This window comes from Phyllobacterium sp. 01N428 (assembly GCF_056399405.1).
The window spans coordinates 146,329-165,796 of the sequence record NZ_JBFTRH010000006.1 but is presented as its reverse complement, the minus strand read 5'-3'; the positions used below and the strand labels follow the sequence as shown (position 1 = coordinate 165,796).

20 protein-coding genes and 1 other RNA gene are annotated in these 19,468 nt (G+C 59.2%); 10 read left to right on the top strand and 11 right to left on the bottom strand.

Annotated features, from left to right (window positions below):
* Nucleotides 1–41: 41 nt before the first annotated feature.
* Together rpmE and AC1DNI_RS15985 are read left to right on the top strand one after the other, a co-directional pair.
* Nucleotides 42–263: a 50S ribosomal protein L31 gene (gene rpmE, locus AC1DNI_RS15990; RefSeq protein ID WP_027231246.1), complete on the top strand. Its 222-nt coding sequence runs from the start codon at nucleotides 42–44 to the stop codon at nucleotides 261–263.
* A 160-nt stretch (nucleotides 264–423) separates the two neighbouring features.
* A complete protein-coding gene (locus AC1DNI_RS15985; protein WP_477692554.1) occupies nucleotides 424–1,848 on the top strand; it encodes an APC family permease in 1,425 nt (474 codons plus the stop codon).
* 61 nt (nucleotides 1,849–1,909) lie between these two features.
* On the opposite strand, the gene AC1DNI_RS15980 is transcribed toward AC1DNI_RS15985, so the two are convergent.
* The 7 genes from AC1DNI_RS15980 to ssrS all read right to left on the bottom strand — a co-directional run bounded on the left by AC1DNI_RS15980 (nucleotide 1,910) and on the right by ssrS (nucleotide 6,391).
* Nucleotides 1,910–2,659, bottom strand: a complete 750-nt coding sequence (locus tag AC1DNI_RS15980; protein ID WP_027231244.1) for a YebC/PmpR family DNA-binding transcriptional regulator — start codon at nucleotides 2,657–2,659, stop codon at nucleotides 1,910–1,912.
* A 165-nt stretch (nucleotides 2,660–2,824) separates the two neighbouring features.
* On the bottom strand, nucleotides 2,825–3,211 hold the full coding sequence (locus tag AC1DNI_RS15975; protein WP_477692553.1) for a DUF1284 domain-containing protein: 387 nt from the start codon (nucleotides 3,209–3,211) through the stop codon (nucleotides 2,825–2,827).
* Nucleotides 3,212–3,243: 32 nt separating this feature from the next.
* The gene (locus AC1DNI_RS15970; RefSeq protein ID WP_091948085.1) at nucleotides 3,244–3,822 is read right to left on the bottom strand and encodes a biotin transporter BioY; all 579 of its coding nucleotides are present in this window, start codon (nucleotides 3,820–3,822) and stop codon (nucleotides 3,244–3,246) included.
* A gap of 50 nt (nucleotides 3,823–3,872) precedes the next feature.
* Complete coding sequence (locus AC1DNI_RS15965) at nucleotides 3,873–4,619, bottom strand: TerC family protein (protein WP_477692552.1); 747 nt, start codon at nucleotides 4,617–4,619, stop codon at nucleotides 3,873–3,875.
* 108 nt (nucleotides 4,620–4,727) lie between these two features.
* Nucleotides 4,728–5,552 (bottom strand): TIGR00282 family metallophosphoesterase, encoded by an 825-nt coding sequence (locus tag AC1DNI_RS15960; protein WP_091921125.1) that lies wholly within the window; start codon nucleotides 5,550–5,552, stop codon nucleotides 4,728–4,730.
* 42 nt (nucleotides 5,553–5,594) lie between these two features.
* Nucleotides 5,595–6,176: a 5-formyltetrahydrofolate cyclo-ligase gene (locus tag AC1DNI_RS15955; RefSeq protein WP_477692551.1), complete on the bottom strand. Its 582-nt coding sequence runs from the start codon at nucleotides 6,174–6,176 to the stop codon at nucleotides 5,595–5,597.
* A 58-nt stretch (nucleotides 6,177–6,234) separates the two neighbouring features.
* Nucleotides 6,235–6,391: non-coding RNA, 6S RNA (gene ssrS, locus AC1DNI_RS15950), on the bottom strand.
* A gap of 115 nt (nucleotides 6,392–6,506) precedes the next feature.
* Here ssrS and AC1DNI_RS15945 point away from each other — a divergent pair.
* The 7 genes from AC1DNI_RS15945 to ligD all read left to right on the top strand — a co-directional run bounded on the left by AC1DNI_RS15945 (nucleotide 6,507) and on the right by ligD (nucleotide 14,532).
* Nucleotides 6,507–7,346, top strand: a complete 840-nt coding sequence (locus AC1DNI_RS15945; RefSeq protein WP_027231238.1) for an AAA family ATPase — start codon at nucleotides 6,507–6,509, stop codon at nucleotides 7,344–7,346.
* Nucleotides 7,343–7,789: an N-acetyltransferase family protein gene (locus AC1DNI_RS15940; RefSeq protein WP_477692550.1), complete on the top strand. Its 447-nt coding sequence runs from the start codon at nucleotides 7,343–7,345 to the stop codon at nucleotides 7,787–7,789. Before AC1DNI_RS15945 ends, AC1DNI_RS15940 begins: the two co-directional genes overlap by 4 nt.
* Nucleotides 7,789–8,979 (top strand): vWA domain-containing protein, encoded by a 1,191-nt coding sequence (locus AC1DNI_RS15935; protein ID WP_477692549.1) that lies wholly within the window; start codon nucleotides 7,789–7,791, stop codon nucleotides 8,977–8,979. The genes AC1DNI_RS15940 and AC1DNI_RS15935 overlap by 1 nt, the downstream gene beginning before the upstream one ends.
* A 101-nt stretch (nucleotides 8,980–9,080) precedes the next feature.
* On the top strand, nucleotides 9,081–9,758 hold the full coding sequence (locus AC1DNI_RS15930; protein ID WP_477692548.1) for a FadR/GntR family transcriptional regulator: 678 nt from the start codon (nucleotides 9,081–9,083) through the stop codon (nucleotides 9,756–9,758).
* The gene (locus AC1DNI_RS15925) at nucleotides 9,755–11,038 is read left to right on the top strand and encodes a CynX/NimT family MFS transporter (protein WP_477692547.1); all 1,284 of its coding nucleotides are present in this window, start codon (nucleotides 9,755–9,757) and stop codon (nucleotides 11,036–11,038) included. Before AC1DNI_RS15930 ends, AC1DNI_RS15925 begins: the two co-directional genes overlap by 4 nt.
* Nucleotides 11,039–11,118: 80 nt before the next feature.
* Entirely contained in the window at nucleotides 11,119–11,967 is an 849-nt protein-coding gene (ku, locus tag AC1DNI_RS15920) for a non-homologous end joining protein Ku (protein ID WP_027231233.1), read from the top strand.
* 15 nt (nucleotides 11,968–11,982) lie between these two features.
* Nucleotides 11,983–14,532 (top strand): DNA ligase D, encoded by a 2,550-nt coding sequence (ligD, locus tag AC1DNI_RS15915; protein WP_477692546.1) that lies wholly within the window; start codon nucleotides 11,983–11,985, stop codon nucleotides 14,530–14,532.
* A gap of 9 nt (nucleotides 14,533–14,541) precedes the next feature.
* Here the strand turns inward: ligD and AC1DNI_RS15910 are convergent, their stop codons facing one another.
* The 4 genes from AC1DNI_RS15910 to AC1DNI_RS15895 form a co-directional block, all read right to left on the bottom strand.
* Nucleotides 14,542–16,395, bottom strand: coding sequence for an ABC transporter ATP-binding protein (locus tag AC1DNI_RS15910; protein ID WP_477692545.1), 1,854 nt, complete (start codon nucleotides 16,393–16,395; stop codon nucleotides 14,542–14,544).
* 135 nt (nucleotides 16,396–16,530) lie between these two features.
* Entirely contained in the window at nucleotides 16,531–16,938 is a 408-nt protein-coding gene (locus AC1DNI_RS15905; RefSeq protein WP_477692544.1) for a hypothetical protein, read from the bottom strand.
* Nucleotides 16,939–17,053: 115 nt separating this feature from the next.
* The gene (gene ku / locus AC1DNI_RS15900; RefSeq protein WP_027231229.1) at nucleotides 17,054–17,866 is read right to left on the bottom strand and encodes a non-homologous end joining protein Ku; all 813 of its coding nucleotides are present in this window, start codon (nucleotides 17,864–17,866) and stop codon (nucleotides 17,054–17,056) included.
* A gap of 63 nt (nucleotides 17,867–17,929) precedes the next feature.
* Complete coding sequence (locus AC1DNI_RS15895; protein ID WP_091948051.1) at nucleotides 17,930–18,229, bottom strand: putative quinol monooxygenase; 300 nt, start codon at nucleotides 18,227–18,229, stop codon at nucleotides 17,930–17,932.
* On the opposite strand from AC1DNI_RS15895, the gene AC1DNI_RS15890 reads away from it, so the two are divergent.
* Entirely contained in the window at nucleotides 18,228–19,331 is a 1,104-nt protein-coding gene (locus AC1DNI_RS15890) for a DNA topoisomerase IB (protein WP_477692543.1), read from the top strand. The two genes, AC1DNI_RS15895 and AC1DNI_RS15890, sit on opposite strands and share 2 nt — an antisense overlap.
* Nucleotides 19,332–19,468: the final 137 nt, after the last annotated feature.

Here is a 19,468-nt window from a genome sequence, read left to right as displayed (position 1 = left end):
CGTGGCTCCAGTTTTGCGCCCTCTAGTTTAGGACAAGAAAGATGAAAGCCAAGATTCATCCCGACTATCACACGATCAAGGTCGTCATGACCGACGGCACCGAGTACCTGACGCGCTCCACCTGGGGCAAGGAAGGCGACACGATGAACCTCGACATCGACCCGACCACACATCCGGCATGGACCGGCGGTTCGCAGCAGCTGACCGACCGTGGCGGCCGCGTTTCGAAGTTCAAGAACCGCTTCGCCAACCTCGGCATATAATATTTCCCATCCAACGGGATTTAAAAACGGCCCCGCCAAGCGCGGGGCCGTTTTTCTTTTGTCGCGCGGCAAATATGGGACTCGGCGAATTTGACAAGGACTTGATTCGCCAATAGCTTTTTCGCAACACCCCAGCCGACTTCAAAGGGAGGACTGCCCGATGACCGACGTAACAACAGGTGTAGGAACCGCATCGGCCACTCCGGTCGAGCCAAGTCTACACCGGGTCATGGGACCCTGGCTGCTGCTTCTCTTCATCGTCGGCGATATTCTCGGCACCGGCATATATGCGCTCACGGGGCAGGTCGCGAAGCAGGTCGGCGGTGTCGTTTGGCTGCCTTTTCTTATTGCCTTCATCGTCGCTGTCGTGACGGCGCTGAGCTACCTTGAACTCGTCACGAAGTTTCCGAAAGCGGCGGGGGCTGCGCTCTATACGCACAAAGCCTTCGGCATTCATTTCATCACCTTCATCGTCGCATTCACCGTCATGTGCTCGGGTATCACCTCGGCATCGACAGCCTCGCGCGCCTTCGCCGCCAATCTCTCCGGCGCATTCCAGCTCAATCTCGAAAGCGGGATTGGCATTTCGCTCGTGGCCCTCGCCTTCATGGCCGTCGTCGCCGCAGTCAACTTCCGCGGTGTCGGCGAGAGTGTGAAGGCCAATGTCGTGCTGACGGTCGTAGAACTCACCGGTCTTTTGATCATTATCTTCATCGGCCTGATGGCGATTACCGCAGGACAGGGCGATGTCTCGCGCATCACGCAATTTGCCACAGCACCTGATTCAAGCGTGTTCTGGTCGGTTATGGCAGCGACCACACTTGCCTTTTTCGCCATGGTCGGGTTCGAGGATTCCGTCAACATGGCCGAGGAATGCAAGAATCCGACCCGGATATTCCCGAAGGTGCTGCTTGCCGGTCTCTTCATCACCGGCATCATCTACGTTCTCGTCTCGATATCGGCGATCACTCTCGTCCCGCCGGCAGAACTTGGCGAAGGCGAGACGCCGCTCCTCAAGGTGGTGCAGGCGGGTGCACCGAACTTCCCGCTTTGGATATTCGGCTTCATCACCATGTTTGCCGTTGCCAACAGCGCGCTCATCAACATGCTGATGGCGAGCCGCCTCGTCTATGGCATGAGCCGGGAGCATGTCTTGCCGCCGCTCTTCGGCAAGGTGCATCCGTCGCGCCGCACGCCCTATCTTGCCATCGCCTTCACGACGCTTCTCGCATTCGGGCTGATCATGTTTGTCGGCGAGGTGCCGGCGCTCGGCGGGACGACGGCGCTGCTCCTCCTCTTCGTCTTCACCATCGTCAATATCGCGGTGCTCATCCTGCGGCGCGAGAGGGTGGACCACGATCATTTCCGCACGCCGACCTTCCTGCCCGTCGTCGGCGCCCTCTCATGCGCTTTCTTCGCCGGCCCATGGACCGGGCGCGATCCTGTTCAATACAAGATCGCCGGCATTCTCATCGGCGTCGGTGTTGCCCTGTGGGTGATCACGGTCCTCATAAACCGCGCAACCGGCGTCAAGCCCGTCGAGCCCACCATGGAGACCCTCGGCGGCGACGGCCCCATGAACTGACAAACAAAAATCCCGCCAGCCTTGCGGCTGACGGGATCTGATTGTTGCACTGAAAATGCGATCAGGCCGCACTGAGCTTGGCCAGAACCTCGTCGCTCACTTCGAAATTGGCATAGACGTTCTGAACGTCGTCATCATCGTCGAGCGTCGCGAGAAGGCGCAGAACCGACTGTGCTTTCTCTTCGTCGACCGGCGCCATGGTCTGCGGCTTCCAGATCGCCTTCACGGACTCTGCTTCACCAAGGGCACTTTCCAGCGCCTTGGAAACTTCGCCAATGTCCTCAAAGGCGCACAGGATGACATGGCCGTCCTCGTCGCTCGAAACATCATCGGCGCCAGCCTCGATGGCGGCTTCCATGACCTTGTCGGCGCTGCCGGCTTCCGGCTTGTAGGTGATTTCTCCGACGCGGTTGAACATGAAGCCCACCGAGCCGGTTTCGCCCATCGCGCCGCCCGCCTTGGTAAAGGCAGCGCGAACATTGGAAGCCGTGCGGTTGCGGTTGTCCGTCAGTGCCTCGACGATTACGGCAACGCCGCCCGGGCCATAGCCCTCGTAGCGGACTTCCTCGTAATTGTCGCCCTCGCCACCGGCGGCCTTCTTGATGGCGCGCTCGATATTGTCCTTCGGCATGGACTGCGCCCGGGCATTCTGCACGGCCAGACGCAGGCGCGGGTTCATTGTCGGGTCAGGCAGACCCTGTTTGGCAGCGACGGTGATTTCGCGCCCGAGCTTGGAGAAGATTTTCGACCGAACGGCGTCCTGGCGCCCTTTGCGGTGCATGATGTTCTTAAATTGTGAATGGCCTGCCATGGCACCCCTGCGTGCTTTGCTACGTTTGCTGATGTTTCACGTCAGGGCCCTGCAATTTGACGCTGCGGGCTGCACCTAGCGGAAAACATGCTGCTGGAATGGCGCCCTTATAGGGAAAATCCTATCGCGCGTCCAGCCACACGAATAGCAAAGCTTGCATCCGGATCATCGTGTCAGCCGCACGCCGGGAAAGTTAGTCCGCGAAATGTCCGAGCAGAGGTCGAACCACTCGCAACCACCACACGCGTCGCGCGTCGTGCCTTTTTTGAACTCCCGGCGAAATGTCGAAAGCAGGGCAACATCGAGTTCGACCCTGTCGCCGTTTTTCACTTGCCGCCCCAGCAATTTGCTCACTGCCGCAGCGGCTTTGGCATCGCGCTCGCGAACACTCTCCCATAGGCAATGCGGATCTGCATCGCCGAGCAGAGGGGCGCAGATATCGTCCGGCCCCTCGCCCAGTTCTATCGCTTCGCCTACCACAAGCCGCTTGATGACCTCGTCATAATTGGCAGTGAACGCCTCACTGTAGCCCTTGCCGACATAGGTCAGCATGCACAGCAGATGGTGCGGGCGAAGCCTGACCGTCAACCGAGGCGAACCATGACCCCTGAGCGGCGCAAGGCCTCAATAACGGCGGCTGCCAAAGCCGACTTCAGAATGCCGCCGACGATAAATGGTGCGACGCCCGATACCCATGCGGTTTCAAGGCCGAAAAGGTGGACGAGCCAGGAAGCGCCGAGCACGAGGCACAAAGCATTGCCGAGAAGCATGACCGCGAAGGACGACCACGGATTGCGGGTCAGACCGCGCTCGGCGAGATAGCCGACAAACGCCGCAACGACCGGGAACGCGAAGAGATAGCCAGCGGTAGGACCGACGAAGGGTGCGAGCCCGAATGCGCCGCCCGCGAGAACCGGCATGCCCATCATGGCTTCAATGAGCCAGGCGATGACCGTGAGGCCGCCAAGACGCCAACCGTAAAGGGCGCCCACCATCGTGACCGCAAAGGTCTGCATGGTTACCGGTACCGGAATCATCGGCACGGAGACCCAGGAACTGACGGCAAGGAATGCCGTGCCTATAAGAACTGCGAGCGCCTTATAGACCAGCGGCCGGTTGGCGAGCTTCAGCGGAACGTAAGCTTCGGTAAGTGTCGTATTCATCAACGTTCAGTCCTTGTTGTCAGAAATTCCGGGGTCAGCATGGAGGAAGGTCAGTGGCTCTTCTTCCTCCTTCGCCGCGCCAGCATGTTAAGCGCTTCGACGAGAGCCGAGAAGCCCATTGCCGCATAAATATAGCCTTTTGGCACGTGGAAACCAAACCCGTCGGCAATAAGCGTCATGCCTATCATCAGGAGGAATCCGAGGGCAAGCATGACTATAGTCGGATTGGCGGCAATGAACCGCGACAAGGGCTCGGCTGCGAGCAGCATCACGGTAACCGCCGCCAGAACCGCGATGACCATGATGGCAATCTCGTCGGTCATACCGACCGCCGTGATGATCGAATCCACCGAGAAGACGAGATCGAGCAAAAGTATCTGCATAATCGCCGCGCCCATGGAAAGAGTTACGGTCTTGCCGATGACATCTTCCTTGGCATCTTCATGATCGACCGAATGGTGAATTTCCTTCGTCGCTTTCCAGACTAGAAAGAGACCGCCGGCGATCAGGATGAGATCCCGCCAGGAGAAACCATGTCCGAAGGCTTCGAAGACAGGTTCCGTCAACTGCACGATGATCGAAATCGTAAACAGCAGCACCAGGCGCAGGATCAGCGCAGCGCTGATGCCAAGGCGACGGGCCCGGGCCTGCTGCTCTTTCGGCAATTTATTGGTCAGAATTGAAATGAAGATGAGATTGTCGATACCGAGGACGACTTCCATCACCACAAGCGTGACAAGGGCAATGAGGCCCTCGGGCCGATAGATGAAATCGAAATGGGAAAGTAGCGCTTCCATGGGGGTCGTTCCTGTGTTGCTGTTGGCCCGGATGGTGCAAAATCAAGATAATAGATGTTCTGAAGTCTAGTGGATGCGCAGGTGGTGTTGGCACCTCGCAAGATCAACTCATTTCCAGAAGGAGGGGATCGTCTCCTCGAGGCGCGGCCCTATGCGCAGCGGCGCGATTTTCTCGGCAAGGCCGGTCCTGTCTGAAATTTCGACACCGACGCCGCAAATCGTCGCCTTGCCGCTTGCCGCCTCGAAACGTCCTTTCGGCACTTTGGAGAGGAAGCGGTTGAGCGGTTCCTCCTTGTCCATGCCGAGGGAGGAATCGTAATCACCGCACATTCCGGCGTCGGACATATAGGCAGTGCCGCCATTGAGAATCTGCGCATCCGCCGTCGGCACGTGGGTGTGCGTCCCGACGACGAAGCTCGCGCGGCCATCGACGAAATGGCCGAAGCACTGTTTCTCGCTCGTCGCTTCGGCATGAAAGTCGAATACCGCCGCATCGGCCTGTTCGCCAAGCGGGCAGGCAGCAAGGATTTCCTCGGCGATGGTAAAGGGATCATGCAGGTCCGGATGCATGAACACCCGGCCCATGATGTTGGCGACAAGGACGCGGGCGCCGTTCTTTGCGATGAAAAGTCCCGACCCCTTGCCCGCCGTTCCGAGCGGAAAGTTCGCGGGCCGCAGAAAGCGCTCTTCGCGTGCGGCAAAGACCAGTGCCTCGCGCTGGTCCCAGACGTGATTGCCGGTGGTGACGACATCCGCGCCGGCATTGATCGTATCGTGGAAGATTTCTTCAGTGATGCCGAAGCCGCCCGCGGCGTTCTCGCCGTTGACGATGGTGAAATCGAGCTTGAGGTCGGATATAAGGCCGGGCAACTGTTCGTACACAGCTGTTCGCCCCGACCGGCCCACCATATCACCTAGAAAAAGTAATCTCACTTACGCATCCCGGGTCGGCCGCCACCCTTGGCGAGCCGTGCATCATCGAATGGATTTATCCGTCCGATTGATACTGCGCAACCCGCTTTCCGTCAGGATGGCTTCGAGCGGCATGTCATGCGGCTCGTCCGGCACGATTTCGACCTCCTGGCAGTCAAACGCCACGCCGACGAGGCGCGGATTTAGCCCCTTGTCCTCAAGCCTGGCGATTGCCCGGTCGTAATAGCCGGCGCCATAGCCGATGCGGTGTCCACGCGCATCAAAGGCAGCAAGCGGTACCAGCATGAAGGTCGGATCAAGCACGGCGGCCTCCGCGGGCGGTCCGGCCGTGCCAAAACCGGTCTCGACCATGGGCGCGCCACGCACGAGTTCGCGAAACAGGATTGTCTGTTTGTCGATGATGACCGGCAGGCATAGCCGCGCGCCGCGTTCACGCAAACCGAAAAGCAGCGGCCGCAAATCGACTTCGGACCGGATTGGCCAGAATCCCGAAACGATGGCGTCGACATCAAGAGAGAAGGAAGCGAGACCGATATCGGCAATGCGCATCGACCCCTCGATACGCGTCTCGGCTGTCAGCGCGTCGCGCCGCCCGAGCGCCTCGAGGCGAAGTTTTTTCTTCAATTCTTTGATGGGGGAGTGATGCGTCACGGCAAGGCTTTGATGGCGTGAAAAACAAAAGTGGCGTCCACACAACCGATGGAGAAGTCGATCCCGGGAACCTACAAAGTAGGTGGGCGCCGTGTGAAGAGGCCCACGGGCCTCCTCAGGGACAGCTCCCTAAGGGATCATTAAGGCCCCGGGGAATATGTCTCTCCTGTCGAGAAGCGCAGAGCGCCAAGCCGAATATAGGACGGCGCGCGCAATTGCACCAGTACCGTCGCCGGCTAATTTCAACCTCTTGCCCCGACGCTGCGCCATCCCTAATCTCGCGGGCTCACGAAAGGAATGACCATGCGCTTTGAAGGCACGGCGGCCTATGTGGCCGACAAGGATCTGATGATTGCGGTGAATGCGGCGATCGCCCTGGAGCGTCCGCTGCTCGTCAAGGGCGAACCCGGCACCGGCAAGACCGAGCTGGCGCGCCAGATCGCGGCGGCGCTCGGGCTGGATCTCATCGAGTGGAACGTCAAATCGACGACGAAAGCGCAACAGGGACTATACGAATATGACGCCGTCAGCCGCCTGCGCGATTCCCAGCTTGGCGATGCCCGCTTCAACGACATTGCCAACTATATCAAGCCCGGCAAGCTTTGGGACGCATTCACCGCGCCGAAAAAGGTCGTTCTCCTCATCGACGAGATCGACAAGGCGGACATCGAGTTTCCGAACGACCTCCTGCAGGAACTCGACCGTAACGAGTTCTTCGTCTACGAAACCGGGGAGACAATCCGCGCTGCCCATCGGCCGATCGTCGTCATCACCTCCAACAACGAAAAGGAGCTGCCGGACGCGTTCCTGCGGCGGTGCTTCTTCCACTATATCCGCTTCCCCGATGTCGAGACCCTGGCGAAAATCGTCGAGGTGCATTATCCCGGCATCAAGCAAAATCTGGTCCGTGCCGCGCTGACGCAGTTCTATGAGATCCGCGACGTTCCGGGCCTGAAAAAGAAACCGTCCACCTCCGAGGCGCTCGACTGGATCAGGTTGCTTGTCGCCGACGATATAGCGCCGGAGGATCTGCGGACCGACCCGAAGAACATGCTGCCGAAGCTGCACGGCGCTTTGCTGAAGAACGAACAGGATGTCCACCTTTTTGAACGGCTGGCCTTCATGGCGAGGAGACAGGGATGAGCCTTAAAATCCGCCCTTTGGCGAAATCTGACGAGGCCGAGTGGCGGCGGCTCTGGACCGGATACCTGACTTTCTACGAGACGACGGTGCCGGAAGAAGTCTACCGCACGACCTTCGAGCGGCTTACGTCAGGCAATGACCACGAGTATCGCGGCTTCATTGCCGAACTCGATGGCAAGCCGGTCGGCCTTACCCACTATCTGTTTCACCGCCATTGCTGGAGCATTGAAAACGTCTGTTATCTGCAGGACCTTTTCGCCGATCCGGAGGTGCGAGGCAAAGGCATTGGCCGCGCACTGATCGAGGCTGTGCACGCGCAAGCCACGAAGGCAGGGGCGCATTCGGTCTACTGGACGACCAACCAGAACAATGCGACAGCGCGGCAGCTCTATGACCGTATCGCCAAGGTCACGCCCTTCATCAAATACGTGAAGACTGTCTGATGTTCATCCCCTTCTTCCTTGAGCTGAAGGCGGCGCGCATTCCCGTTTCATTGCGGGAATATCTGACGCTACTCGAAGGCTTGGAAGCGGGGCTCGTCGACTATGATGTGGAAGGCTTCTACTATCTCGCCCGCTCCGCACTGGTAAAGGACGAGCGCCACATGGACCGTTTCGATCAGGTTTTCGGCCATGTCTTCAAGGGCATCGAAGCGTTCGGCGGCGAAGACGGCATCAATATCGCCAACCTTCCCGAGGAGTGGCTGCGCAAGCTGGCGGAAAAGCATCTCAGCGAGGAAGAAAAGAAACTCATTGAGGCTCTCGGCGGCTTCGACAAGCTGATGGAGACACTGCGCCAGCGGCTTGCAGATCAGAAGGGCCGGCACCAAGGCGGCTCGAAATGGATCGGAACCGCCGGCACCTCGCCTTTCGGCGCCTATGGCTACAACCCCGAAGGCGTGCGCATCGGCCAGGATGAGAGCCGCAATCGGCGCGCCGTCAAGGTTTGGGACAAGCGCGAGTTCAAGAATTTCGACGACAGCGTCGAACTCGGCACGCGCAATATCAAGGTGGCGCTCAAGCGCCTGCGGCGCTGGATTCGCGAGGGCGCCGACGACGAGCTCGACCTTTCCGGAACTATCAGGTCGACCGCCGAACATGGCTATCTTGATGTCATAACCCGTCCAGAACGGCACAACCATGTTAAATTGCTCATGTTCTTCGACGTCGGCGGCTCCATGGACGAGCACATCAAGGTCGCCGAAGAACTGTTCTCCGCAGTGCGATCGGAATTCAAGCACATGGAATATTTCTACTTCCACAACTGCCTCTATGAGGCGGTATGGAAGGACAATCGCCGCCGCCACACGCAAAGCATTCCGACCATGGAAGTGATCCATAAATATGGACCGGACTACAAGGTCATCTTCGTTGGCGACGCGGCAATGGCACCCTACGAAATCTCGCATGCGGGCGGCTCCGTCGAGCACTGGAACGAGAAGGCCGGTGCCGCGTGGCTCGGGCAGGTTCTCGACCAGTGGAAAAACGCAGTCTGGCTCAATCCGACCAAGGAAAACTATTGGGATTATACGGCTTCGACAGCCATGATCCGGACGATTTTCGCGCACCGGATGTATCCGTTGACATTGGCGGGTCTCGAAGCTGCAACCCGCGAGCTTTCACGTCGGCATTAAGCCGAAAAGCCCTGCCGCCCTACTCAATCCAGCGATGATTATTGACATCCCGTCAAACCGCTCGTATTAGTCAAGTCATCAGATGACTTTAGGACTTTTCCATGCAGCCCGCTGCGCGCACCAATCTTGCCGAAACGGCAGTTAATAATATCCGGGCGGAAATCACCGCCGATCGCTGGAAGGTTGGAGACCGCATTCCTAACGAAGCGACGCTTGCCGACATGCTCGGCGTCAGCCGCGGCACCGTCCGTGAAGCTGTGCGCGTCCTCGTCGCGCAAGGCTATCTCGAAACGCGTCAGGGATCGGGGACCTATGTTCTGTCCGTTATCGACACGGATGAAAGCCTGCTGCGGATGCGGCGCACCGGGTTGCGCGATCAGGTCGAGACGCGCTGTGCGCTCGAGGTCGAGGCGGCAAGGCTCGCTGCGGCCCGGCACAGGCCAGAAACGATAGCGCATCTGCGGCAGCTGCTCGCCAACCGCGGCGAATATGATCCGGCCGATCATGATCGCTATGTTCAGCGCGACCTCGCCTTCCATAAGGCCGTCGTGGCTGCTTCGAATAATCTCGCCTTCGTCGAGGTCTACGAGTTTTTCTCCGCCTCGATTCAGGAAGTCATCAAGGCGACCGTGACGGGCGAACTTCCGGAACCCGACATGGCGGCGCACCTTTCGATCGTCGATGCAATTGCTTCCGGCGATCCCGACCTTGCCGCGTCGACGACACGGGCTTTCATGGCTCCCATCCTGGATGAAATTGACCGGTTGCTTGCATCATGAACCACATGCCATCGAAATCCCGCGCTGAGGCGGCCATCGGCGATCAACTGATCAACGCCGAAGCCGACAGCGTGCCGGAGCCGCGTGCGCCGCAATTTTCGAGCCGCAGCGTCGCCATTGTCACCGGCCTCAGCCTTGTGCTCATTGCATTCAACCTCCGTCCGGTGTTTTCGAGCGCATCGGCCCTTTTGCCCGAGATCATCGCGCAGACCGGACTATCGTCCTTCGGAGCTGGCGTCTTGACGACGCTCCCCGTCGTTTGCCTCGGCATCTTCGCGCCACTCGCGCCGAGACTGGCCCAGCGCATTGGCGCAGAACGCACGCTGCTCGGCGTGCTCCTGCTCCTTGCGCTTGGTACTGCGCTGCGCGGCCTGCAATCCTTGCCCCTTTTGTTCATCGGTACCGCCCTTGCCGGCGCCTGCATTGCTATCGGCAACGTCTTGCTGCCGGGACTGGTAAAGCGCGACTTCGCCAGTCGCACCGGCCTGATGACGGGTCTCTATACGATGGCGCTTTGCGCTGGAGCGGCAACCGCGGCAGGCTTTACCCTTCCGCTGCAACGCATGCTCGGCGGCTCCTGGTCGCTCGCGCTCGGCGCCTGGGCCCTGCCGGCGCTTGTTGTGGCTGCAATCTGGTTTCCGCATGCCTTCTTCCGCAAGGTCCGCACCAAGCATGCAGGCTTCAAGGTCGAAGGATTGTGGCGCGACCGCCTCGCCTGGCAGGTCACCCTGTTCATGGGGCTCCAGTCCGCCCTCGCCTATTGCATTTTCGGCTGGCTGTCGCCGATCCTGCGCGAGCGCGGTATGGATGGTGTAACGGCTGGGCTCGTCGTTTCCGTCTCGGTCATGGTCCAGGTCTTTGCCTGCCTTTTCGTGCCCTCCATCGCTGTGCGCTGCAAGGACCAGCGCGGCGTCAACCTTGCGCTCATTGCACTTGCCATCACCGGGCTGATGGGTTTCCTCTTCGCACCGCTATCGACCGTATGGGTTTGGGCGGTCCTGCAGGGGCTTGGACAGGGCGGTCTCATCGCCATCGCCATGACGATCATCGTCCTGCGCTCGCCCGATGCGCACGTCGCCTCGCACCTTTCGGGGATGGCGCAGTGCATAGGCTATATGCTTGCCGCCGTCGGTCCGCTGCTTGTCGGCCTGATCCACAGCGTCACGGGCAGCTACGCCGCGACTGCTATCCTGTTCGTACTATTGGGAATAGGGGTAGCCTTTTTCGGCTGGGGCGCGGGCCGCGCCGCGCATGTAAAAGCACGGACTATCGCAATTTAACAATTTAGGCATAGTATGCTACCAAGGTCGGAACCAACCGTGTTCCCCGGCATTTGTTGCGTAGCCGAAGGAGTTGAGTATTGGCGCCACGTGCGAACTGGAAAGGCTATCTCAAAGTAGCGGAGCTGAGTTGCCCCGTGAGCCTTTATACCGCCGCGTCGACATCCGACCGCATCGCTTTCCACACCATAAATCGCGCCACCGGACACCGGGTGATGCGACAGTTCATCGACAGCGACAGTGGCAAGCCGGTGGAAAAAGAGGACCAGGTCAAGGGATACGAAGTCGGCTCAAACGACTACATCGTCCTTGAGCCGGACGAGGTGGCAGCGGCCGTTCCCGAAAGCGACAAGACCCTCAATGTCGAGGCATTCGTGCCTATGGATGAGATCGACGATCTCTACTTCGACAAGCCCTATTATTTGACGCCTGGCGATAAACATGGCCAGGAGGCGTTCGCGCTCATCCGCGAAGGTCTGAAAGCCAAGAAAGTTGCTGCTTTTGCGCAGACCGTCCTCTTTCGCCGCGTGCGCACGCTGCTGATACGGCCGGACGATGCCGGGCTGCTCGCGACGACATTGCAGTTCAATTACGCGGTGCGCTCCGCCAAGGAAGCATTCGACGACGTTCCCGAGATGAAGATCAAGGGCGAAATGCTCGAACTTGCCAAGCACATTATCGACACCAAGCACGGCACGTTCGATCCCTCGAAATATACGGACCGTTACGAGTCCGCGTTGGCGGAACTCGTCAAGGCCAAGCTCGAGGGCAAGGCGATCCCGGTTCGCAAACCCCAGAAGTCGGAGAAGGTTGTCGATCTCATGCAGGCACTGCGCGAAAGCGCGGGCATGACGGCAAAGAAGGCCGCACCAAAGAAGGCGGCGGGTACCAAGGCAAAGGCCGAACCTGCAAGGCGCAAAGCAAGCTGAATCTGGGTCTGATCGATGGTTGCGCTCGAAACCTACCGGAAGAAACGCAATTTCAAGACCACGCCCGAACCCAAGGGCCGCAGGGCGACCAGTGCCGGGAACAGCTTCGTCATCCAGAAACACGACGCCACACGGCTTCACTACGATTTCCGACTGGAGATGGACGGTGTTCTCAAGAGCTGGGCGGTGACGCGCGGTCCGAGCCTCGTTCCCGGCGAGAAGCGACTTGCCGTTCATGTCGAGGATCATCCGCTCGAATATGGCGACTTCGAAGGCACCATCCCCAAGGGCGAGTACGGCGGCGGCACGGTCATCGTTTGGGATAGCGGCACCTGGACACCGGTATTTGACGAGCATCGGGGCTATGCCAAGGGGCACCTCGAATTCGAACTTCATGGCAAAAAACTATCGGGCCGCTGGCATCTTGTCCGCATGCAGGGCCGCCCACGCGAAAAGCGCGAGAACTGGCTCTTGATCAAGGGCGAGGACGACGCTGCGCGCGCGCCGGGTGACCCCGACATTCTTGCGGAAAAGCCGGAATCGGTGAAGACTGGGCGGGAAATTGGCGACGTCGCCGGCGAGGCTCCGGGATGGTCCTCCAAGACTGGCAAGATCGATAAGAATTCCCCGAACGCCCGGGCCGCAAGGAGAGCACCTGCGCCAGCGGTCGATGTTAGTATGCCTGATCCCTCGACTATCAAAGGCGCGAAGAAGGCGAAGCTCCCTGTTTTCGTCGAACCCGCCCTGGCGTCGCTCTCAACCAAGCCGCCATCGGGGGAACGCTGGGTTCACGAGATCAAGTTCGACGGCTACCGGCTGCAGGCGCGGATCGAGGCTGGCCGCGTGAAGCTTCTCACCCGGACAGGGCTCGATTGGACCAAGAAATTCGGCAAGGAAATCATCGCCGCGCTGCAGGAACTTGCGGTCGGCACCGCCTTGATCGATGGCGAACTCGTCGTCGAAGCTTCCGCCGGAGCCTCCGACTTTTCTGCGTTGCAGGCAGATCTCAGCAGCGACCGCACGGATCGATTTATCTTTTACGTCTTCGATCTTCTCTATCTAGACGGTTATGACCTTCAGGCTCTGCCACTCCTCGAACGCAAGGCGGTGCTGCAGAAGATCGCCGGTGGCAGCACGGGCATGGTGCGGTTTAGTGAGCATTTCGAAGGCGACGGCCAGAACATACTCTCCCATGCCTGCCGGCTCAGCCTTGAAGGCATTGTTTCGAAACTGCGCGACGCGCCGTATCGGTCGGGCAGGGTCAAGAGCTGGATCAAGGCGAAATGCTCGCAAAGGCAGGAGTTCGTCATCGCCGGCTATGTCCCTTCGACGACATCGCGCAAGGCAATCGGCTCACTCGTCATGGGCGTTTACAATGGCGACAAGCTCGAACATGTCGGGCGTGTCGGCACCGGCTACAGCACGGCCGTCGCCGAGGATCTTTTTCGCCGCCTTGAGCGCATCCGTCAGCCGGAAAGCCCGTTTGCCGCGCGTCTTGCCGCCGATGCGGCGCGTCAGGTGCGCTACGTCAAGCCGCAGCTCGTCGCCGACGTCGAGTTCCGCACCTGGACGGCCGACAACAATCTGCGTCACGCCGCGTTTCGTGGCTTGCGCGAGGACAAGCCGGCGCACGAGGTTGTCCGGGAGACGCCCAAGGTGAATGGACAGGCAAAACCGCAGAGGTCCACCGTGAAACTCACGCATCCCGATCGCATCTACTGGCCCGACCAGGGCGTAACCAAGCAGGGACTGGCGGATTATTATACCGAGGTCTGGCCCTATATCTCGCCCTTCATCGTCGGGCGGCCGCTGGCGCTGCTGCGAAGCCCGGAAGGCATCACCGGCCAGTCCTTCTTCCAGAAGCACGCGTGGAAAGGGCTCAATCCGAACATCGTTCTGGTAAACGACCCGATGGACAAGGATGAGGAGCCGCTGATCAGCATCAAGGATCTGGACGGGCTGATCAGCCTCGTGCAGGCCGCTGTGCTCGAAATCCACCCCTGGGGCTCGACCGTGAAGGATTGGGAACGACCGGACATGATCATCATGGATCTCGATCCCGGCGATGGCGTTCCATGGGAGCAGGTCATAAGGGCGGCCGAGGAAACCCGCGAGCGGCTGGAACAGGCTGGCCTGAAGGCGTTCCTGAAGACCTCCGGCGGCAAGGGCCTCCATGTCGTCTCGCCCCTCAAGCCGAAAGCGGCATGGCCGGAGGTCAAGGCGTTTACCAAGGCGATTGCAGATTCGATGGCTGCCGACAGCCCCGGATTTTACGTCTCCACCATCACCAAGGCAAAACGCACCGGCAAGGTCCTCATCGACTACCTGCGCAACCAGCGCGGCGCAACCGCGGTCGCACCCTATTCGACGCGGGCACGAGCGGGCGCGGCCGTATCGATGCCGCTCGAATGGAGCGAACTCACCCCGGGAATTGGACCGGCTTACTTCACCGTCCTCAACACGCCGACGCGTATCGCCTCCTACAAGGCCGACCCCTGGGCCGATTTCCGCGCAGCTGCGGCGCCGATCGAAAAGCCGAAGGGAACGCGCGCGAAGAAGGCCTAGAAAGCGGTTCTAATCGATTTCTTCGGCAATAAAGCCAGCTGTCTGGCGTTTCCACAGGCGGGCAAACAAGCCGTCAGTCGCCACAAGTTCGTCGGGCCTTCCCTCTTCGACGATGCGGCCCCGATCGAGCACGACTATTCGGTCCATCATGGCAATCGTCGAAAGGCGATGCGCAATGGCAATCACCGTCTTCCCATCCATCACGAGATTGAGCCTTTCCTGGATTGCGGCCTCGGACTCGCTGTCGAGCGCGGAAGTCGCCTCGTCCAGGATCAGAATGGGGGCATTTTTCAGGAGAACGCGCGCGATGGCCACGCGCTGGCGCTGGCCCCCGGAGAGCTTGATGCCGCGGTCGCCGACGAAGGCGTCGTAGCCCTTGCGGCCCTCACTGTCGGAGAGATCGGCGATGAAGCCATCGGCACTCGCCATCTTCGTCACCCTTTCGATCTCGTGTGGGGTCGCATCCGGCCGGCCATAGCGGATATTGTCGCCGACCGAACGGTGCAGCAGCGCGACATCCTGGGCGATGACGCCGATGCTCTGACGCAGGCTGGACTGCGTTACGCTGCGGATGTCCTCGCCGTCGATCGATATCGCGCCATCCTTGATGTCGTAGAAACGCAGGAGCAGGTTTGCGAGCGTCGTCTTGCCGGCGCCAGAGAGACCAACGAGGCCGACCTTTTCGCCCGGGCGGATCGTCAGCGACAGACCGTCAATGACGGGTTTGCCCGACATGTACGCGAAGCGGACGTTCTCGAATCGGATCTCGCCCCGGTCCACGACAAGCTCGGCCGCGTCCGGCCGATCGGTGATTGTCGGCGGTGTCGTCATGACCGGCATGGCGTCCTTGATCGTGCCGATCGCCTGGAAGATCTGCTGGCCCATCTGCAGGAATGTGAATGTGTGACCGGAGAAGCGGCTGAGAACATAGACGGCGGCCGTGAACTCGCCGATCGTAACGAAGCCGTCAACGAGGCCGGTAAAGCCGATCCACAGGATCGCCAGCCAGTGCATCATGTTGAGGACGACGACGATGACCTCAGCCGTACGGTAGATCCGCTGTTCGCTCTGCTGCGCCTTGATCGCCTTGCCGATTATGCCTCTGATGGCACCGGCCTCGCTGTCTTCAGCGGCGAATTGCTTGACCATCTGCATATTGGCGTAAAGATCGGTGATGGCGCCGGAAATCAGGCTGCGACGCCGCGCGGAGCGGCGTGAGCGCTCGGTAAAGACAGGCGCCAGCCTGACAGCGAGCACTACGTTGAGCGTGATCCAAACGATGGACGGCAGCGCAAGCTGCCAGGAGAGCGCGCTCAGAAGAACAACGGAACCGACCATCTGCATGAGGAATCGCGGGATGGACTGGAAGGCGGAAATGACCTGCTGCTGCACGGCCGACGCCACCTGCTGCAGGCGCGAAGCGACTTGGCCGGCATAGAGATCGTGGAAGAAGGCAAGGTCCTGCCGCTCGACCGCCCTGTGGCCCTGCCATTGAATGGCGGCCGGCATGCCGATCCCAAGCGTGTGCGAGTTCAGCGTATTGACGAAAAAAGACGCGATCGGGATGACAGGGAAAAGCATCAGGCCGAGGAAGATCAGCAGCATTCGGTCGTTGTGGAGGAAAGCGACAGCGCCCTGCTGTGTGACGCCATCGACGATGACAGAGAGGCCCCAGACGATCGTCAGGTTCATGGCCTCGATCGCCATGGTGCAGACGGCGAGCGTGATCAAGATGCCCCGAAACATCAGGACGAAGTGAAGAAGAACTGCCACTGGCCCCTTGGACGGCAGCGGCCTGTAGGGGATATCGAGTGGCCGGATCAAATTCTCGAAGGGACGGTAGATTGCATCTGAAATTGACATGGCTCGATCGGACACCAGCTGAGAAGGAGGGCGAAAACCTGAACCGCCGAATCGAGTGCCGTTCGGCCATAGTCTCAATCTATATCAGAGGCTTGGAGTTCCCCTATATTACGTCCGACATAGCTGTGCCGCCATTCAGTTCGATCGTCCAGACAGACCCTTGAATAATCTGCTGATTAGCGAAGATGAACTTCGGACAGGAGCAGGATAATAGTCACCAGTCTGTGGATCGTAACAGTCGATGTCGTGGCGGTGCGCTGTTTCAACGATAAAGGCCAAAGCCTCCTGCAAACCATCCCAGGTGAGGTGGAGCGACATGAAGTCGTCGGAGATCGTCGACTTTATCGGGCTGAACGTCCATATCGTAGCTCCGCCCTGAGGAGCGAGATCCGGATATCGCTTGAGAAGAGCATCCGCAAAGGCTTCAAGGCTCGGAGCGGCCTTTTCGGTGCTTTCGGTTTTAGCATCCATCCATTCGTCAAAATTCGGATCACTAGGCGTCATGCCGGCGCTGGCAGCCCAACAATAAAAATCTGCTGACATATCAAATTTGCCTTCTTTACCCACGGCGTCAGCGATGGACGCCCAAATTGCTGATTGAAATTATTCATTCTAAAATTCGAAACCGTTCGTAGATAACAACAGAAATCGATCTTGCCTACCGTTTCTTCGTCGGCTTGCTGTCGCTCGCTATACTCTTGCGCAGGGCATCCATAATGTTGATGACGTTGCTGGGCGCCTCTTCCGTTTCCGCGGCCTTGGCCTTTGCCGGACGCTTCTTGCCCTTTTTCTTGGCCGCGATGATTTCGAGCAGACGGTCCTGCACCGGATCTTCGGCCATCTTCGGATCCCACGATTTGGTGCGCTCCTCGATGAGTGTCTGTACCAGTTTCATCAGTTCAGGATCGGTCTTGCCGGTCGGAATATCGCCGAAATAGGCGTCGCCGTCGCGAACCTCGTCGCCATAACGGAGCGTCCACAGCACGATGCCGCGGCCGCGCGGCTCTATCATGACCGCCCGCTCGCGGCGATACATGACAAGGCGGGAAATACCGACCCTTCCTGTCGCCACCATCCCTTCGCGGATGACGGCAAATGCCTCCTCGCCGACGGGGTCATCCGGCGTCAGGTAATGCGGCTTGTCGTACCAAATCCATTCGATGCTTTCGCGCGGCACGAACATCTCGATGTCGATTGTGCGCGTGCTTTCGAGCGCGACAGCATCGATCTCGTCATCCTCGAGCACCACATATTCGTCCTCGCCGCGCTGATAGCCTTTTACCTGATCATCCTCGTCGATAGCCTTGCCACTGACGGAATCGACATATTGGCTGACCACGCGGTTGCCGGTCTTCCGGTTCAATGTATGAAACCGCACTTTTTCCTGATCGGTCGTAGCCGGAACCATCGCCACGGGACAGGTCACGAGAGACAGTTTCAGGTATCCTTTCCAGAAAGAACGAGGAGCCATGTCAACCTTTCCTTGCCGTCCAGCACGAAAGCTGCAAACAGCCGAATCGTTCCCGCATAATAACTATGGCAGTTTCGCCGCCAAAACCTCAAGCTTGTTGATCTGAGGCGGACTGGCGAAAAGCTCATCCGCCCGCGCCATCAAAGCTGCAGCAACCTTGCCGGAAAGATGGGCGTTCCGCGCGCTTTCATCAGGAAAAGCATCGAAGATCGCAAAGTTGCTCTTCCCGATCCGAATGCCGAACCAGGCGACGGTTCCCGCTTCTTCGTTCACGAGCGGCAAGGCGGATTTGAGAAAGGCCGCGACCTCTTCTTCCTTGCCGGGTTTTGCTTCGAGCGGAACATAGAGAGCAAGTTTCGTCATGGTCATTCCTCCCTTGACTGCGATGCGCGCCACTCGGCGCTGGAACAGTCTCGCCGCAATCACGTTTCTCGGCAATAGACATGTGGAGACGACGGTGAAGCGCGGTTATGAAGATTATGCAGAAGAGCTTGGCCTGAAACTGGTCGATCCGGCAGATTTTACGTTAATTCGCACACCCTTTAAGGAGGGCTTCCGGTATAAACGGTTCGACGGCAAGCCGCTTTCTCCCAAGGACGAGGCCCGTATCGTTGCACTCGTCATCCCGCCGGCCTGGACCGATGTTCGTTGCTGCGGTAGCGCCAAGGGCCACATACAGGCTGTCGGGCAGGACGTTCTCGGGCGCCGGCAATACATCTATCATCCGAAATGGGAGAACGTGCGCAACAGCATGAAGACCAACCGTTTGCTTGCATTCGGCAAGGCCTTGCCGCGCATCCGCAAACGGGTGATGCGCGACATGCGCAGCAAGCCCACATCCGGAAAACCCCTCGCTGCCCTTGCCATCAAGCTGATCGACCAGAAGGCGTTTCGTGCCGGTCACGAAAAATATGCCAAGGATGGCGGCCGTGGCATCGCTTCGCTTAAAAGTACCGATCTCAAGATCGACGGCAATACTGCAAGCTTCGTTTTTGCCGGCAAATCCAAGAAAACCAATGAGATAACGATCAAGGATCCGTCTGCGGTCAAGCGCCTGAGGCTGTTGAAGCGTCGGGGACGGCTGTTCCAGTACAAGGACGAGAATCGCTGGCGAAAGCTTCATGCCGGCAAGCTCAACGAATATCTGCGCGAGATTTCGGGTTCGAAGGTCAGCGCCAAGGACTTTCGCACCTTCCATGGTTCCGCACGGGCACTGGCCTTCCTGGCCGGTATCGAGGCGCAAAGTGAATCGGCGCGCAAGCGCGCTGTTGCGGCGGCGATGCGCCATGTCAGCGAGTTTCTGCGCAACACCCCGGCCGTTACAAGGTCGAGTTACGTGCACCCGTTGATTATCGAAAGTTTCAATGCCGGAGAACTTGGCGGATCCTTGCTTCGATCGCCTCATCGAAAAGGTTTGAGCGGCCCCGAGACCGGCCTGATGCGGCTCCTCGAAGGCGAACGCTAGATGCCGGATATGTGTTCAAGGGCGTTTGAGAAATTTGGAACCGCAGGGCGAGATTCCGCATTGCGGTAAGTGGGCCGCGGAAAAGAGGAAATAAATTCGATTTGCTGGCGCTCGGAAAATGCGCTTAGCTCACATTA